13 protein-coding genes are annotated in these 16,311 nt (G+C 43.0%); 11 read left to right on the top strand and 2 right to left on the bottom strand.

Translation table 11 applies throughout. From position 1 onward, the window contains the following. Positions 1 to 203: 203 nt before the first annotated feature. From lon to D1164_RS04135, 3 genes are all read left to right on the top strand, one after another. Entirely contained in the window at positions 204 to 2,657 is a 2,454-nt protein-coding gene (lon, locus tag D1164_RS04145) for an endopeptidase La (protein WP_119348661.1), read from the top strand. 116 nt (positions 2,658 to 2,773) lie between these two features. Next, entirely contained in the window at positions 2,774 to 3,244 is a 471-nt protein-coding gene (locus D1164_RS04140) for a DUF302 domain-containing protein (RefSeq protein ID WP_119348660.1), read from the top strand. Positions 3,245 to 3,252: 8 nt separating this feature from the next. Next, the gene (locus tag D1164_RS04135; RefSeq protein ID WP_206610913.1) at positions 3,253 to 3,570 is read left to right on the top strand and encodes a heavy-metal-associated domain-containing protein; all 318 of its coding nucleotides are present in this window, start codon (positions 3,253 to 3,255) and stop codon (positions 3,568 to 3,570) included. Positions 3,571 to 3,892: 322 nt separating this feature from the next. Here D1164_RS04135 and carB read toward each other — a convergent pair whose 3' ends face one another. Both carB and carA read right to left on the bottom strand, forming a co-directional pair. Continuing rightward, complete coding sequence (gene carB, locus D1164_RS04125; protein ID WP_241558251.1) at positions 3,893 to 7,120, bottom strand: carbamoyl-phosphate synthase (glutamine-hydrolyzing) large subunit; 3,228 nt, start codon at positions 7,118 to 7,120, stop codon at positions 3,893 to 3,895. A gap of 27 nt (positions 7,121 to 7,147) precedes the next feature. Then, positions 7,148 to 8,224: a glutamine-hydrolyzing carbamoyl-phosphate synthase small subunit gene (carA, locus tag D1164_RS04120; RefSeq protein WP_119348658.1), complete on the bottom strand. Its 1,077-nt coding sequence runs from the start codon at positions 8,222 to 8,224 to the stop codon at positions 7,148 to 7,150. Between the two features lie 218 nt (positions 8,225 to 8,442). On the opposite strand from carA, the gene argR reads away from it, so the two are divergent. The 8 genes from argR (at position 8,443) to D1164_RS04080 (ending at position 16,304) form a co-directional block, all read left to right on the top strand. Next, on the top strand, positions 8,443 to 8,922 hold the full coding sequence (argR, locus tag D1164_RS04115; protein WP_119348657.1) for an arginine repressor: 480 nt from the start codon (positions 8,443 to 8,445) through the stop codon (positions 8,920 to 8,922). 2 nt (positions 8,923 to 8,924) lie between these two features. Next, the gene (locus D1164_RS04110; RefSeq protein ID WP_119348656.1) at positions 8,925 to 9,590 is read left to right on the top strand and encodes a GNAT family N-acetyltransferase; all 666 of its coding nucleotides are present in this window, start codon (positions 8,925 to 8,927) and stop codon (positions 9,588 to 9,590) included. Positions 9,591 to 9,699: 109 nt separating this feature from the next. Next, a complete protein-coding gene (locus tag D1164_RS04105; RefSeq protein WP_119348655.1) occupies positions 9,700 to 10,893 on the top strand; it encodes an argininosuccinate synthase in 1,194 nt (397 codons plus the stop codon). A 9-nt stretch (positions 10,894 to 10,902) separates the two neighbouring features. Further along, a complete protein-coding gene (gene argC, locus D1164_RS04100; RefSeq protein WP_119348654.1) occupies positions 10,903 to 11,871 on the top strand; it encodes an N-acetyl-gamma-glutamyl-phosphate reductase in 969 nt (322 codons plus the stop codon). A gap of 104 nt (positions 11,872 to 11,975) precedes the next feature. Continuing rightward, positions 11,976 to 13,127, top strand: a complete 1,152-nt coding sequence (locus tag D1164_RS04095; protein ID WP_119348653.1) for an aspartate aminotransferase family protein — start codon at positions 11,976 to 11,978, stop codon at positions 13,125 to 13,127. 11 nt (positions 13,128 to 13,138) lie between these two features. Beyond that, the gene (gene proC / locus D1164_RS04090) at positions 13,139 to 13,942 is read left to right on the top strand and encodes a pyrroline-5-carboxylate reductase (RefSeq protein WP_119348652.1); all 804 of its coding nucleotides are present in this window, start codon (positions 13,139 to 13,141) and stop codon (positions 13,940 to 13,942) included. 10 nt (positions 13,943 to 13,952) lie between these two features. Next, complete coding sequence (proB, locus tag D1164_RS04085; RefSeq protein ID WP_119348723.1) at positions 13,953 to 15,041, top strand: glutamate 5-kinase; 1,089 nt, start codon at positions 13,953 to 13,955, stop codon at positions 15,039 to 15,041. 12 nt (positions 15,042 to 15,053) lie between these two features. After that, positions 15,054 to 16,304, top strand: coding sequence for a glutamate-5-semialdehyde dehydrogenase (locus tag D1164_RS04080; protein WP_119348651.1), 1,251 nt, complete (start codon positions 15,054 to 15,056; stop codon positions 16,302 to 16,304). Positions 16,305 to 16,311 lie beyond the last annotated feature (7 nt).

The following is a 16,311-nucleotide window of genomic DNA, read 5'->3' as shown; positions in this document are numbered from 1 at the left end:
ATGTAACCGAAAGGTTAAAAGGCTCCGTAAATCGGAGCCTTTTTTTTGCCCTGCCATGCAATTTTGTCGGGTTCAAAAGGTATGTTTGGTGAACATCCTACGGTATCCAATCGTTTGTGGGGAGTGGCACGACTATTGCCAATAGCCCACGTTGAAATTAAAAACGACAGGTTCCGACAGAATGTCACATATAAAAAAGAAACATGGGGAAAATTAAAAATTCAGGATTCGAGAATATATTTTTAAGCGGAATGATGCAGGACGATTCAGACTTTATCCCGATTATTGCTGATGGCGATGATGCAGACTTGAAAAATACGGAGGTGCCTGACGTGTTGCCTATTCTGCCGTTACGGAATACAGTCCTCTTTCCGGGGGTGGTTTTGCCAATTAATGTGGGTCGTAAAAAATCATTGAAACTTGTTCAGGATGTTTATCGTGGGAGCCGTTTGCTTGGTACGGTGGCCCAAAAAGATTATACTATTGACGATCCTTCCATCGAAGACCTTTTTTCAGTGGGTACTGTTGCTGAAATACTGAAAATTCTTGAAATGCCTGACGGTTCAACTTCGGTTATAATTCAGGGGAAAAGGCGATATTCTATTCGTGAGTTTGTTTCGGAAGATCCTTATTACAAGGCTTCTGTCGAGCCCTTAAACGATATTCTGTCTCAAAATGATTCGGAGTTTAACGCCATTGTGGGATCGTTGAAAGACCTTTCTATTAAGATTGCCCAGTTTTCTGCTAATGTTCCCCCTGAGGCAACTTTTGCCGTAAAGAATATTGAGAATTCTACGTTTCTCATCAACTTTATCTGTTCCAATACTGATATTGAAGTAGATGACAAACAAAACCTGCTGGAAATTGAAAGCCTGAAGGAACGTGGAATTCAGGCAATCAGCTACCTCGTGAAGGAGGTGCAGATGCTGGAATTAAAACAGGATATCCAAAAGAAGGTGAAAACCGATATGGATCGCCAGCAGCGTGAATTTATGCTTAACCAGCAAATGAAAACCATCCAGGATGAGCTGGGCGGAAATCCGGTAGAGCAGGAGATCAATGAGCTTAAAGAAAAGGTGAAAGACAAAAAATGGGATAAAGAGATAGCCCGTTTTTTCGATAAGGAAGTTGAAAAACTACACCGACTGAATCCGGCTGCAGGTGAATATTCTGTGCAGTTTACATTTTGCCAGACATTGGCTGAATTGCCCTGGAATGAGTTTACCACCGATAATTTTGACCTGAGAAATGCCCGGAAAGTGCTTGATAAAGATCATTACGGGCTGGAAAAGGTGAAGGAACGCATACTGGAGCACCTTGCCGTACTTAAACTGAAAAAGGATATGAAATCGCCCATCCTTTGCCTTTACGGCCCTCCGGGGGTTGGTAAAACATCATTAGGGAAATCAGTTGCCCGTGCCCTTGGCAGGAAGTACGCACGTATGAGCCTTGGAGGCCTGCACGATGAGTCAGAAATTCGGGGGCATCGAAAAACCTATATTGGCGCCATGCCCGGTCGCATTATACAAAACATTAAAAAGGTTAAAACATCCAACCCGGTTTTTATTCTTGATGAAATCGATAAAGTATCCAAACATTTTCATGGCGATCCGGCTTCTGCATTGCTTGAAGTGCTCGACCCCGAACAAAATGCCGAATTTCACGATAATTACGTGGAGGTGGACTACGATCTTTCCAAGGTAATGTTCATTGCCACTGCCAACACCCTTAATACCATTGCACCGCCTCTGCGCGATCGTCTTGAGCTGATTGAAGTGAGTGGCTACCTGGTAGAGGAAAAAATAGAAATTGCCAAACGTCACCTTGTTCCAAAACAATTGAAAAACCATGGGTTGAATACAGGAGACGTTGTGTTCCCGAAAAGAATTATTGAAATAATTATTGATGGTTATACCCGCGAGTCGGGTGTAAGAGAGCTGGATAAAAAAATTGCCAAAGTTATCCGCAGGGTAGCCAAAAAAATAGCTTTTGAGGAAACTTACAATAAAAAACTAACAAAAGAGGATATACGCGAATATCTTGGTGTAGTTGAATACACAAAGGAGAAATATCAGGGGAATGAGTTTGCAGGGGTTGTTACCGGCTTGGCCTGGACGGCAGTAGGCGGTGAAATTTTGTTTGTGGAAACCAGTTTGAGTAAAGGAAAGGGAGCTCTCACTTTAACAGGTAACCTTGGCGATGTAATGAAGGAATCGGCTATGCTGGCTCATGAATACCTGAAATCACACGCCGAACAACTGGATCTGGCCCCTGAGGTTTTTGCCGACTGGAATGTCCATGTACACGTACCTGAGGGAGCTATTCCCAAAGACGGCCCATCGGCGGGTGTTACTATGGTTACCTCCATTGCTTCGGCTTTTACCCATCGTAAAGTGAAAAAGAATCTTGCCATGACCGGGGAAATCACACTCCGCGGGAAAGTGCTTCCGGTAGGTGGAATTAAAGAAAAGATACTGGCAGCCAAGCGCGCCGGCATTACTGAAATCATTCTTTCTGCTGAGAACCAAAAGAACCTGGAAGAGATTAAAGAGGAGTATATTAAAGGACTCCAATTTCATTTCGTAAATACCGTTATGGATGTGCTGGACATAGCTCTTTTGAATACCAAAGTGAAGAAGCCCGCAAAATCTGTTTAGAAACATTTGTTTGTTTTGAAGGCATTGGTCCCCGGTGGTACTTAGGGGGTGGGTATTCAATAAACATTTTCTTCTGCAGCTTGTTTTATGTCTGTATTACTTAAAACAGATATAAAATGAAGAAAGGTATAGTAACATTTGTAGGAGGAATTATTGTTGGGATAGCCGCAACTTTTTTTTCAATATTATTTATTCTTCCCGGCCAAATGTTTTTGGTGAATGAGAGCAGGTTGGGATTTGATCAAACCATGGAGGAAATTATTGAATCGGCCGAAGCCAATCAGTGGACGATTTCCCACATTTATGATTTGCAGGCAACCATGAAAAAGAAAGGCTTTGAGGTGGCGCCGGTAAACGTTATTTCTCTTTGTAACCCCATGCATGCCCACAACATTCTAAGTAGTGATGACGATCGCGTAGTTTCATCTCTCATGCCGTGCAGGGTTGCTGTTTACGAGAAAGATGGCAAAACCTATATTTCGATGTTAAATAGCGGGCTTTTTTCCCGGTTTCTGAGTGATAATGCCAAAGAAACCATAAAGGCTGCCGGCGAGGAAACCCTTCAGATTTTGAAACCAGTAATTTAAATGAAATTATGAAAGTTGTCGTTTTTATGGTAGTAACCTTCCTGATGGTCGGTTGTCAGAGCGGAAATAAAAAGCAGAACAATACCGGAGAAACTCCCGCTCAGATAGTATTGTCTGAGGAGACTTTGAATATTAGCGGAATGCATTGTAACATGTGTGTTGCCTCCATCGAAAAAGGTGTAAATGAAGTGGAAGGTGTTCAATTTGTAAAAGCAAATCTTGATGATTCTACTGCTGTGGTTCGGTTTGACAAAAACAAAACCAACCTGAATGAAATCAGCAGGGCAGTGGAAAAACGAGGCTACTCAGTAATACAAATGCAGTAGAAAATCCTTGAAAAATGTCTTTTTAGACTGTTTTTTCGCTGATTTACCGATTATGGCATTTTTTTTGTTTGTTTAAAGCATATTTTTGAATGAATACAGAAAACAAAATGCCATGGAAAACAAAATGAATCAAGATGAGGGACTAGTAGCATATTCATCAGCGGTTTGGAACATACAGGTAGGAGTTTTTAAACCCGAGCTGGTTTCAGCCAGAATGCTACCACCTGAGTTAAAATATTGGAAGTTAAAGGTAGTGCTTAATTAAAAAAAAATGCTTCCGCCATTTGGTGGAAGCATTTTTGTTTGGTCTTGTTTTTACTTTTCAGTATTGATCCCAACTTTTTATTGTAATATCATTTAAACTGTATTTGCAGATACTGTAAATGAATGCGCTGGCCACTCTTGAATTGGTTATCAGCGGAATGTTAAAGTCAATCGCATTCCTTCTGATTTTGTATCCGTTTTTCAATTCCCGTTTTGTATAGTTTTTCGGAATATTTACCACTAAATCAATTTTCTTTTCTTTGATAAAATCGATAGTGTTCGGGTGCCTGTCTTCTTCATCCGGCCAGTGCAGTAATGTGTTTTTAACACCGTTATCCTGCAAATACCGGTGGGTTCCTTCGGTCGCAAACAGGTTGTAGTCCAATTCCTGTAGCATTTTTGCACTTTTCAGCAGCTCTACTTTTGAGCGGGAAGGACCTGACGAGAAGAGGATGTTTTTTACCGGGATGCGGTAACCAACCGAGAGCATCGATTTTAAAATGGCCTCGTAATAGTTTTCTCCAATGCAGGCCACTTCGCCAGTAGATGCCATATCAACGCCCAAAACAGGGTCGGCATTCAGCAGGCGTGCAAACGAAAACTGAGGAGCTTTTACTCCTACGTAATCCAGCTCAAACAGTGATTTGTCTGGCTTTTCAACAGGCACTCCCAGCATTACTTTGGTTGCAATCTCAATCAGGTTCAGTTTCATTACTTTCGAAACGAACGGAAAACTCCTCGAAGCCCTCAGGTTACATTCAATAACTTTAATATCATTGTCTTTTGCCAGAAACTGCATGTTGAACGGGCCTGTAATTTCAAGCCCTTTGGCAATCTGCCGTGCAATTCTTTTAATGCGTCGTATAGTCTCCACATAAAGTTTTTGCGGAGGAAAAACAATCGTGGCGTCGCCGGAATGTACTCCGGCAAATTCAACATGTTCCGAAATAGCATAGGCAATAATCTCTCCTTCCCGGGCAACAGCATCAATTTCAATCTCTTTGGCTTCTTCAATAAATTCGGTCACCACCACCGGGTGTTCTTTGGAAACATTCGCGGCCATTTCAAGTAGGTGTTCCAATTGGTCGGGGTTTGAAACCACATTCATGGCAGCCCCTGAAAGGACATAGGAAGGCCGGATGAGCACCGGATAACCAACTTCTTTGATGAACTTGTGAATTTCATCAATGGTAGAAAGTCTTGCCCAGCGTGGTTGATCAATATGTAGCTCGTCGAGCAGGGAAGAGAATTTTTCCCGGTCTTCAGCATTGTCTATTTTTATAGGAGATGTTCCCAGTACCGGCACATTCTGGCTGTGTAATCTCATTGCCAGGTTATTAGGTATTTGTCCGCCCATTGAGATAATAACGCCGTGTGGAATTTCCAGGTCAATGATGTCCATCACCCGCTCGAAGGTCAGCTCATCGAAATACAGCCGGTCGCAGGTATCGTAGTCGGTACTTACAGTTTCAGGATTGTAATTGATCATTACCGACCGGTAATTTTCTTTTTTGATGGCTTCAATGGCATTTACACTACACCAGTCAAATTCCACAGAACTACCTATTCTGTAAGCGCCGGACCCCAGTACAATAACTGATTTGTCGTCGAAAGCAAAGTCAATATCATGTTCTTGCCCATTATATGTCAGGTAGAGATAATTGGTCAATGCCGGATATTCGCCTGCCAGGGTGTCGATTTGTTTTACAACAGGAAGCACATTGTGCTTTTTTCTGTAGGCTCTTACTTTCAGTAAGTCTTCCTGGATACGTTTATTGGAACTGTTGAGAACCATTCGTGCAAGCTGAAAATCAGAATAGCCGGCCTGTTTTGCAAGTCTCAGCAAATGAACAGGCAGGTCTTCCAGTTGATTCACCTGCTTTAGTTCCTTTTTAATATTGTGAATATTCTTTAACCGATACAGAAACCACCGGTCAATTTTTGTTTTGTCATAAATATCGTCAATCGAGTAATTTTTGTTGAAGGCCTCGGCAATTGCAAAGATTCGCCGATCTGTCGGATTGGAAAGTTCCGATTCAATTTCTTCGATATTAATTTCTTCCTTGTTTCCCACAAATCCGTGCATGCCCAGTCCAACCATGCGGATACCTTTTTGAATGGCCTCTTCAAAAGTACGCCCGATGGCCATTACTTCGCCCACACTTTTCATCGAACTGCCAATGTTTTTGGAGACTCCGATGAATTTGTTAAGGTCCCAGCGGGGGATTTTAACCACACAATAGTCGAGCGCAGGTTCAAACGCAGCCGTGGTAACTTTGGTTACTGTGTTTTTAAGTTGATGAAGACCGTAACCGAGTCCCAGTTTGGCAGCTACAAACGCCAGCGGGTAGCCGGTAGCTTTGGAGGCCAATGCCGAAGAACGCGAAAGCCGCGCATTGACTTCAATAACGCGGTAATCTTCTGAGTGCGGATCGAGGGCAAACTGCACGTTGCATTCGCCAATAACCCCTACGCGACGGATAATTTTGATGGATATCTCCCTGAGTTTATGGTATTCCGAATTGGTTAATGTTTGAGATGGCGCAACTACAATACTCTCACCGGTATGGATTCCCAAAGGATCAAAATTTTCCATGTTACACACGGTGATACAATTGTCGAACCGGTCACGCACCACTTCATATTCAACTTCTTTCCATCCTTTTATCGATTCTTCAATCAATATTTGAGGAGAGTAGGAAAATGCTTTGGATGCCAGTGACTCCAGTTCCGATTCATTTTCACAGAATCCGCTACCCAAACCTCCCAGCGTGTAAGCGGCCCTGATAATAATCGGAAAGCCAACTTCGCGGGCAGCTGACCTGGCTTCCTCCATGTTGGAAGCGGCAATACTTTGAGGGGTCAGGACATTAATTTCTCCCAACATTTTTCTGAAGATATCCCGATCTTCCGTATCAATTATCGATTGAACCGGGGTTCCTACCACCTCTACGTTGTATTTTTCAAGAACGCCGGATTGAAAAAGGGCCACCCCGCAGTTTAGCGCTGTTTGACCTCCAAATGCCAGTAAAATGCCCTGTGGTTTTTCTTTTTTTATAATTTCCTCCACAAAGAAAGGGGTAACAGGCAGGAAGTAAATTTTATCGGCAATCTCTTCGGAAGTTTGAATAGTGGCAATGTTCGGGTTGATGAGTACCGTTTCCACTCCTTCTTCCTTCAGTGCTTTCAGTGCTTGCGAACCTGAGTAGTCGAATTCTCCTGCTTCTCCGATTTTTAATGCCCCGGAACCGAGGATGATTGCTTTTTTTATGTTTGTATTTATCATGATAAACGATTGAATTGCGAATGTTGATTAAGCATTTTTGATTTTGTCAATAAAATCATCAAATAAAAACTCCGTATCAGTAGGGCCGCTGGAAGCTTCCGGGTGAAACTGAGTAGAAAAGAAAGGCTTGGTTTTGTGTCGAATGCCTTCGTTGGTGTTGTCATTTACATTGGTAAACATCGGTTCCCAGTCTTCGGGTAAAGTTTCGTCGGCCACAGCATAACCGTGGTTTTGCGAAGTAATAAAGCATCGTTCGGTTCCCCTGAGTAATACCGGCTGATTATGGCTGCGGTGACCATACTTTAGTTTGTAAGTATTGGCTCCGGCTGCCCGGGCCAGCAATTGGTTGCCAAGGCAAATACCCATTACCGGTTTGCTCCCGGTTAGTGTCTTTCTAATATTGTCTACTGTCTCAGTACACATGGCCGGGTCGCCCGGACCGTTGGAGATAAAAACCCCGTCATAATCTTCGTTGCTGAAATCGTAATCCCACGGAACACGTATAACGGTAGCTCCCCGTTTTAGCAGACAGCGGATGATGTTGTTTTTAACCCCGCAATCGATCAGTACCACCCGGGGATTCCCATTCCCGTAAACTTCACGTTGGGTACAGCTTGCACGGGCTACCAGATTCTCCTTGTTGGGGTCGTAAAAGTCGATTTTCTCATCTTCAAATTCAATTTTTCCCAACATCGATCCTTTCTCACGTAAAATTTTTGTTAAGGCTCGTGTGTCAATATCAAAAAGACCAGGGACTTCATATTCCTTCAGCCAGTCTGAAAGACTTTTTTCTGCATTCCAATGACTGAACTCAAAGGAGTAGTCAGAGATAATAAGTCCACTGATGTGTAACTTGTGCGACTCAAAGTATTTGTGAATCCCATTTTCTGTTGCTCCGGCAGGAACACCGTAATTCCCAATCATGGGGTAGGTGGAAACGAGTATCTGTCCGGTATACGACGGGTCGGTCAGGCTTTCGGGATACCCCGTCATACCTGTGTAAAAAACCACTTCGCCCGCTACCGGTTTTTCGCTCCCAAACGATTTTCCTACAAAAACATTCCCGTCCTCGAGGGTGAGTTTTGCTTGTCTAACTTGTAACATTTTAAATTATCTGTTAAAAAAAATGCGCTTGCCCCGCAAATGGTTCAAACGCATTTCTCTGAATTATCTTTTTTTATTGTACCCGTTTTGTTTCCCATAAAGACTTCTAATCAAATTTCTTCTGAAAACCGGGACAAAAATAATAATATTTCCCGATATTTTTATTGCATTCCTAAATAAATGTATAAATTTGCACAATTATTGGATATTTATTCAGGATGAAAAACCGGGTACAGCGGCAGCTTGAAATAAGAAGAATAATTGCAAAGGGAAATGTGCGCAGTCAGGAAGAAATGTTGGCTGCATTAAAGAAAAGAGGTTTTGATTTGACTCAGGCTACGCTGTCGCGTGATTTGAAGTTTCTTCAGGTGGCCAAGGTGCCTCATCCGGTAAATGGTTACGTATATCTTATTCCGAATGACGGACAAGATGATGTGAGGCCGATAAGATCGAAAGATAATTTTTTGGCGGATGGGTTTCAGGGATTGAATTTCTCAGGTAATCTTGCCGTGATGAAAACACTTCCTGGTTATGCCAGTACCATTGCTGCAGTCATTGACAGCGCCCGGCAATGGGAAATTTTGGGGACAATTGCAGGGGATGATACTGTGCTGATTATAAGAAGAGAGGGGACAACGAGCAATGATTTGATGAATGCGCTGATTTCGATTATCCCCAAGTTAAAGAACAAGTTGTAGAAATGAAGGATTTGAAGAGTATAAAAGTGGATGTGGCAAAGCCGGAACATGTCAGGTATGTCGACGAAATAAACGATGCCATCGATCTTGCGTCCAAGCAACGCGGTACCGGCATCGCGAGACGGTCGAACGAATATCTTGCATCGAAGATGGAAGAAGGCAAAGCAATTATTGCTTTTGACGGTGATAAGTTTGCCGGATTTTGCTATATCGAAACCTGGGGGAACAAAGGATTTGTGGCCAACTCGGGCCTGATAGTTGTTCCTGAATACCGTGGGTTGGGGCTGGCCAAGGAAATAAAAATGAAAGCTTTTCAGTTATCGCGTAAAAAATACCCAAATGCAAAAATATTTGGGTTGACAACAGGCCTGGCCGTAATGAAAATAAATCATGAACTGGGATACCGCCCGGTAACTTTTTCAGAACTAACAGATGACGACCAGTTTTGGAACGGTTGTAAAGGCTGCGTGAATTATGACATTCTGGAAAGAATGGGACGTGGTAAGTGTTTGTGTACCGGAATGTTGTATGATCCGGCATGGGAAAAAGCTCCCAAAGCGGGCAATGGTATTCGGAAAAGGAGCCTGCTGGAGGTAGTTCAAAAGTTGAAGCCTAAAAACGGCTTTAAAATACAAAAGTCTGAATTGATAAAAAAAACAAAAGAGTGACAGGGCGCCGCAAAAATTAAACAGTAACGCAGGGGTAATCACCCAAAAAATGAAAAGTTTTTAAATTGGATTTGGCGCTGCTGTTACTCTTTTTATATTAAAAATCACTATGGGGAAAAAATTAGTTTTGGCATTCAGCGGGGGGCTTGATACCTCGTTTTGCGTAAAGTATTTAAAGGAGGAAAAAGGATTTGAAGTGTATACCGCTATCGCAAATACCGGAGGGTTTTCTGAAAGCGAATTAAAATCCATTGAGGAGAAAGCTTATCGCCTGGGAGCAAAAGAACATATAACGTTGGATGTTACGGGTGAATACTATGAAAAGTGTATTCGCTACATGGTTTATGGTAATATTCTCCGGAATAATACTTATCCGGTTTCGGTAAGCTCAGAAAGGGTTTTTCAAGCCATTGCTACGATTGATTATGCAAAAAAGATTGGAGCCGGATACATCGCTCACGGCAGTACAGGGGCCGGAAACGATCAGGTGCGCTTTGATCTTACATTCCAGGTGCTGGCTCCTGAAATCGAAATTGTCACACCCATTCGCGACTTAATGTTGAGCCGTCAGGAGGAAATCGACTTTCTGAAAAAGCATGGAGTGGAAGAGGATTACAAAAAGATGGAGTATTCCATTAACCAGGGAATCTGGGGAACGAGCGTGGGAGGAAAAGAAACCCTTACTTCAAGCCAGGGGTTGCCAAACGAAGCATTCCCAAGTCAGTTGGAAGCAGAAGATGAAAAAACGATTGAACTGGGTTTTGTAAAAGGAGAACTGAAAACCATAGATGGAAAATCTTTTTCAAATGGACCTGAAACCATTCAGGCACTGGAAAAAATAGCTTCAAAATATGCTATCGGTCGGGACATCCATGTGGGTGATACCATTATCGGTATAAAAGGCCGGGTGGGATTTGAAGCCGCCGCTCCTTTGCTGATTATTAAAGCACACCATCTTCTGGAGAAACATACTCTTACCAAATGGCAGGCCTACTGGAAAGAACAACTGGCCAATTGGTATGGAATGTTCCTTCACGAAGCAATGTATCATGAGCCGGTGATGCGCAATGTGGAAACTTTTCTTGAAGCAACACAGGAAAATGTAACCGGAAAGGTATTTTTAAAATTGAAGCCTTACCACTTTGAGCTTCAGGGAATAGAGTCGGAACACGACCTGATGAATTCAGGGTTTGGCGATTACGGCGAAACAGTAAAAGCCTGGACTCCCGATGATATTAAAGGTTTCACCAAGATATTGGGTAACCCACTGAAAATTTACCATTCGGTAAACAAAAAAATCTGAAAAGGAGAAATGGTTAAAGTTGGAATAATTGGAGGGGCAGGATATACAGCCGGCGAGTTATTGCGGATATTGCTGAATCATCCGCAGGCAGAGATTGTTTTTGTGCAGAGTTCGAGCAACGCCGGAAACCTTATTTCAGATGTTCATTTAGACTTGTTGGGGGATACCGGTTTGCGATTTACGGATTCTTTTTTGTTCCATGATGTGGATGTGGTTTTTTTGTGCATGGGGCATGGAAAATCCAAAGAGTTTATAGAGAACAATAATCTGCCGGCAGGTTTAAAGGTGGTGGATTTGAGCCACGACTTCAGGCTAAAAAGGGAAGGCAATGACTTTGTTTACGGCTTGCCTGAGTTGGATCGTGAAAAGATTAAGAAGGCTTTGAAAATTGCCAACCCGGGTTGTTTTGCTACGGGTATTCAGTTGGCGCTGCTGCCCCTTGCAGCTAATAATATGCTGGTTGATGAGATTCATGTGCAGGCCGTTACCGGTTCTACCGGAGCCGGGCAAAAACCTACCGACGCATCGCATTTTAGCTGGCGTAACAACAACCTTTCAGCTTATAAAATTTTTCAGCATCAACACGAAGGAGAAATTTTACAGAGTTTAGGACAGTTGCAGCCGGGATTTTCCAAAGGGTTTAACTTTGTCCCCATCCGGGGAAACCACACCCGGGGTATTTTTGTTTCTGCTTACACGCGTTTTGACGGAACGTTGGAAGAGGCAACTGCCTTGTATCAGGAATTTTATAAAGATCATCCGTTTGTGGTGTTATCCGAAAGGAACCCATCACTCAAGCAGGTTGTAAATACCAATAAAGCCATTATTTATCTTGAGAAGCAACGAGATAAGCTGGTTGTTATAAGTCTTACCGACAATCTTATAAAAGGTGCGTCCGGGCAGGCGGTACAGAATATGAACCTCCTGTTTGGTTTAAGTGAAACAGCCGGGTTAAGTTTAAAACCGGTGGCGTTTTAGTACCCGGGATTGATTTTAAAAGAAACAGTTTAATGTGATTGCCGAATGACCGGTCGTATCGGAATAATTTCCCGATCAGGCATTCGGTTTACCTACTTTATATTATGAAACTATTTGATGTTTATCCGCTTTTCGACATAGCTCCCGTTAAAGCAAGCGGTTGTTATGTCTGGGATTCCGAAGGGAACAAATACATGGATTTGTATGGCGGGCATGCCGTAATTTCCATTGGGCACAGCCATCCCCACTATGTTTCGATGATTTCGGAGCAGCTAAAAAAAATTGGTTTTTACAGTAACTCCGTTCAAAACCCGCTGCAACAGGAACTGGCAGACAAACTGGGAAAGCTTTCAGGGTATTCTGATTACCAGCTTTTCCTGTGTAACTCGGGCGCAGAAGCAAATGAAAATGCTATTAAACTGGCTTCATTTGTTACGGGCAGGAAAAAGTTTGTTAGTTACAGAAAGGGATTTCATGGGCGCACTGCGGCAGCAGTTGCCTTAACTGACAATCCAAAAATTGTGGCCCCGGTCAATAAAACGGAGAATGCTATCATTCTTCCATTCAATGATTTGGATGCCACGGAAGCCGAATTGAAAACCGGACAGGTTGCGGCTGTAATTATTGAAGGTATTCAGGGAGTTGGCGGGATAAACGTTCCTGATTCTCAATTTTTGGAAGGATTAAAAAAGCTGACAGAAAAATACGGTAGTCTGCTGATTCTCGATGAGATTCAGTCAGGGTACGGACGTAGCGGACGGTTTTTTGCACACCAATATACATCAGTGAGACCCGATATTATTACTATGGCTAAAGGAATGGGGAATGGTTTTCCCATTGGCGGGGTACTCATTCAGCCTGAAATAAAACCCTGGATGGGAATGCTTGGTACCACGTTTGGCGGAAACCATCTTGCCTGTGCTGCAGCTATTGCAGTACTTGATGTGCTTGGCAGTGAAAAACTGGTTGAAAATGCCGAAGAAACAGGTAATTATTTGATGGAGAAACTGGCGAAAATCAGTCAGAATATTCAAATTCGTGGCGAAGGGTTAATGATTGGCCTTGAATTTCCGACGCCCATTCAGGAGTTGCGAAAGAAATTGTTGTTTGAGCACAAGATTTTCACCGGGGTTTCCGGACAAAATATGATTCGACTTTTACCGCCGTTAAGTTTAAAAAAAGAAGAAGCCGATCTATTTTTAAAAGCATTTGCTAAAGCATTTGCTGAAGTTTCTGCATCTTTGATAGATAATTAATTGCTGTTAAAATGAATGATAAAAAGATTGCCGTAATAGGGGCAGGGAATATGGGAGGTGCCATTGTGCTGGGTTTATTAAAATCCGGCTTTGTGGATGCTTCTGATATTTTTATTTCAGATCGAAAAGAGAGTGTTCTGAAAGATATGAAGGAGAGGGGAGTACATGTATCCGAAGACAACCTTGAGACTACCATGGGAGCCGATGTGGTTATTGTAGCGGTAAAACCCTATCATATTGAACATGTTCTAAAAGAGATCAAACCTGCACTAAGCCCGGAAAAAATACTGATATCGATTGTGGCCGGAGTGGGAATAGATGAGTTGGATAAGATGGCCGGGAACGATATTCCGATTTTCAGGGTAATGCCCAATACGGCGATTGCCTTGCAGGAGTCGCTTACGTGTATTTCAGCCAATGGAAATTCAGATGTGCACAAGAATTACGTGGTTGAGCTTTTTGATAAACTGGGTAAGACCGTTGAAATCCCGGAAGAGCTGATGGCTTCGGCCACTGTTTTGTCATCATGTGGTATTGCCTTTGCCTTGCGTTACATCCGGGCTGCCATGCAGGGGGGAATTGAAATCGGTTTTGGTGCTGAAATGGCTCAGTTTATCACGGCACAAACTGTAAAAGGAGCCACGGAACTGGTGTTACAAACCGGCCATCATCCAGAGCGTGAAATCGACAAAGTGACCACCCCGCGCGGCGTTACCATTACAGGGTTAAATGAAATGGAACACAAGGGGTTCAGTTCGTCATTGATACAAGGCCTTTTGGCGTCTTTTAAAAAAATAGAAAAAGATCTAAAGTAAAGATAAATTGATGGGTTTCAGGTATAGTAAAATAACGGTAAAGGTTGGCAGCAATGTTTTGGCTAAGGCTGACGGCACCCTTAATGTTGCCCGCATCGCCCATTTGGTTGACCAAATTGCATTTTTGCATAAAAACGGCATAGAAGTAATTTTGGTTTCTTCAGGTGCGGTTGCTGCAGGCAGGGCCGTTTTGGAACCTTCAAAAAAAACAGATGCCGTTTCGAAACGACAGCTTTGGGCAGCGCTGGGACAGGTAAAACTTATCAGCCGTTATTCCGATTTTTTCAACGAACACGGCCTTACCTGTGCGCAGGTATTAACAACCAAAGAGAATTTTTCAAGCCGTGCTCATTACCTGAACATGAAAAACTGTATGACTACCTTGCTTGAAAACAGAGTCATACCCATTGTGAATGAAAATGATACCATCTCGGTAACAGAACTCATGTTTACTGATAACGACGAGCTTTCAGGGTTGATTGCATCGATGGTTGATTCGGAAACGCTTATTATTTTGAGTAATGTAAACGGAGTTTACAATGCCGATCCGAAGGAGGAAGATGCCGAACTGATCCCAAAAATCGGCTTGAATGAGAAAGAGCCTGAAAATGCTATTTCTGCAAATCATTCCCAGTTCGGAAGAGGAGGAATGCTTACCAAATTCCGGCTTGCCAAAAAACTGGCCAACGACGGTATCGGTGTTCATCTGGCCAATGGATTTAAAGAAAATATTTTAATTGATTTACTCACGGGCAAAGAAGTGTCGGGACATACTTTTTTCGAGCCTTCTCCCAAACCGGCGAGCGGAGTAAAAAAATGGATTGCCTATTCCGATGGCTTTGCCAAAGGAAGAGTGGTTGTTAATCAGGGAGCAACGGATGCCCTGAAATCAGACAAAGCAGTGAGCCTTTTGCCCGTTGGAATTGTTAAAATTGAAAACGAGTTTAAGAAAGGTGACCTGATTCGAATTGTAGATGAATCCGGAAACACCTTGGGGTTAGGGAAAGCGCAGTATGGTTCCGAAAAAGTAGGAGTTGAAAAGCGTTCGGAGAAACAAAAGGCGCTGGTGCACTACGATTATTTATATATGGAAAAGTAACGGACAGTAAGTATGAAGATTGAACAGCAACTGAAAAAAGTTTTGGAGGCGTCGCGGAAGTTGAATTTGGTGGAAGAAGAGACGGTGAAAAGTGTTCTTCTCGATTTGGCGGATAAAGCAGAGGCCGGGACAGATTTTATTTTAGCAGAGAATAAAAAGGATTTGGATCGTATGGATCCGAATGATCCCAAATACGACCGGCTAAAACTTACAAAGGAACGAATCGAAGGAATTGCTTCCGATATCAGAAACGTAGCGGGTCTGGATAGTCCGGTGGGGAAAGTTCTGAAAGAATCAGTGCGTCCTAATGGGTTGAAAATTAAAAAGGTGACTGTTCCTTTTGGGGTTATTGGAATTATTTATGAAGCACGCCCCAATGTAACGTTCGATGTTTTTTCCCTTTGCCTGAAATCGGGCAATGCCTGTGTGCTGAAAGGGGGTAGCGATGCTATTTACTCTAACCAGGCAATTGTTTCCCTTATTCAGGATGTGCTAAAAAAATATCAGGTAGATGAGGATACAGTAGCGCTTTTGCCCGCCGGACGTGAAGAAACCAACGAAATGCTCCGGGCCCGGGGATATATCGACCTGATTATCCCCCGCGGAAGTCAGGGGCTTATTAATTTCGTGCGCGAAAATGCAACCATCCCGGTGATTGAAACCGGTGCCGGAATTTGCCATACTTATTTTGATGAGTATGGCGATGCTGATAAGGGACGGGAAATTATTTTCAATGCCAAAACCCGCCGCCCATCGGTGTGTAATGCACTCGACTGCCTGGTTATTCACCGGAAGCGCCTTGGTGATTTACCTGCCTTTGCCAGGCGGCTTGCTGAAGCAGAAGTGGTTATTTACGCCGATGAAAATGCGTACGAGAGTTTGAAAGGAAATTATCCGGGACAACTCCTGTTCCCGGCCACGGATGAATCATTCGGTACCGAATTTCTTTCGCTGAAAATGGCGGTAAAAACAGTCGGTTCATTCGATGAAGCGCTTGCTCACATTAATAAATATACTTCGAAACATAGTGAAGCCATTATTTCGGAGGATCCGGAACGTGTTGGAACTTTCCGTAAACTGGTAGACGCTTCTTCCGTTTATTCGAATACTTCAACAGCTTATACAGATGGTGCGCAGTTTGGTCTGGGGGCAGAAATAGGTATCAGCACTCAAAAGTTACACGCCCGTGGTCCTATGGCGCTTGAGGAGCTCACCAGTTACAAGTGGATTATCGAAGGCGACGGGCAGGTAAGACCAAAATAACCAGGCA

This window comes from Mariniphaga sediminis, assembly GCF_003573545.1.
GTDB classification, from domain to species: domain Bacteria; phylum Bacteroidota; class Bacteroidia; order Bacteroidales; family Prolixibacteraceae; genus Mariniphaga; species Mariniphaga sediminis.
Note: the sequence above shows the minus strand (reverse complement) of the source record. Positions and strands in the feature narration are given on the sequence as shown.

Excerpts from the sequence above, each read along its gene's own strand:
- argC (WP_119348654.1), top strand. The coding sequence starts at position 10,903 with ATGGTTAAAGTTGGAATAATTGGAGGGGCAGGATATACAGCCGGCGAG.
- argR (WP_119348657.1), top strand. The coding sequence starts at position 8,443 with ATGAAAAACCGGGTACAGCGGCAGCTTGAAATAAGAAGAATAATTGCA.
- D1164_RS04095 (WP_119348653.1), top strand. The coding sequence starts at position 11,976 with ATGAAACTATTTGATGTTTATCCGCTTTTCGACATAGCTCCCGTTAAA.
- proB (WP_119348723.1), top strand. The coding sequence starts at position 13,953 with ATGGGTTTCAGGTATAGTAAAATAACGGTAAAGGTTGGCAGCAATGTT.
- D1164_RS04105 (WP_119348655.1), top strand. The coding sequence starts at position 9,700 with ATGGGGAAAAAATTAGTTTTGGCATTCAGCGGGGGGCTTGATACCTCG.
- carB (WP_241558251.1), bottom strand. The coding sequence starts at position 7,120 with ATGATAAATACAAACATAAAAAAAGCAATCATCCTCGGTTCCGGGGCA.
- D1164_RS04110 (WP_119348656.1), top strand. The coding sequence starts at position 8,925 with ATGAAGGATTTGAAGAGTATAAAAGTGGATGTGGCAAAGCCGGAACAT.
- proC (WP_119348652.1), top strand. The coding sequence starts at position 13,139 with ATGAATGATAAAAAGATTGCCGTAATAGGGGCAGGGAATATGGGAGGT.
- D1164_RS04140 (WP_119348660.1), top strand. The coding sequence starts at position 2,774 with ATGAAGAAAGGTATAGTAACATTTGTAGGAGGAATTATTGTTGGGATA.
- D1164_RS04080 (WP_119348651.1), top strand. The coding sequence starts at position 15,054 with ATGAAGATTGAACAGCAACTGAAAAAAGTTTTGGAGGCGTCGCGGAAG.
- lon (WP_119348661.1), top strand. The coding sequence starts at position 204 with ATGGGGAAAATTAAAAATTCAGGATTCGAGAATATATTTTTAAGCGGA.
- carA (WP_119348658.1), bottom strand. The coding sequence starts at position 8,224 with ATGTTACAAGTTAGACAAGCAAAACTCACCCTCGAGGACGGGAATGTT.
- D1164_RS04135 (WP_206610913.1), top strand. The coding sequence starts at position 3,253 with ATGAAAGTTGTCGTTTTTATGGTAGTAACCTTCCTGATGGTCGGTTGT.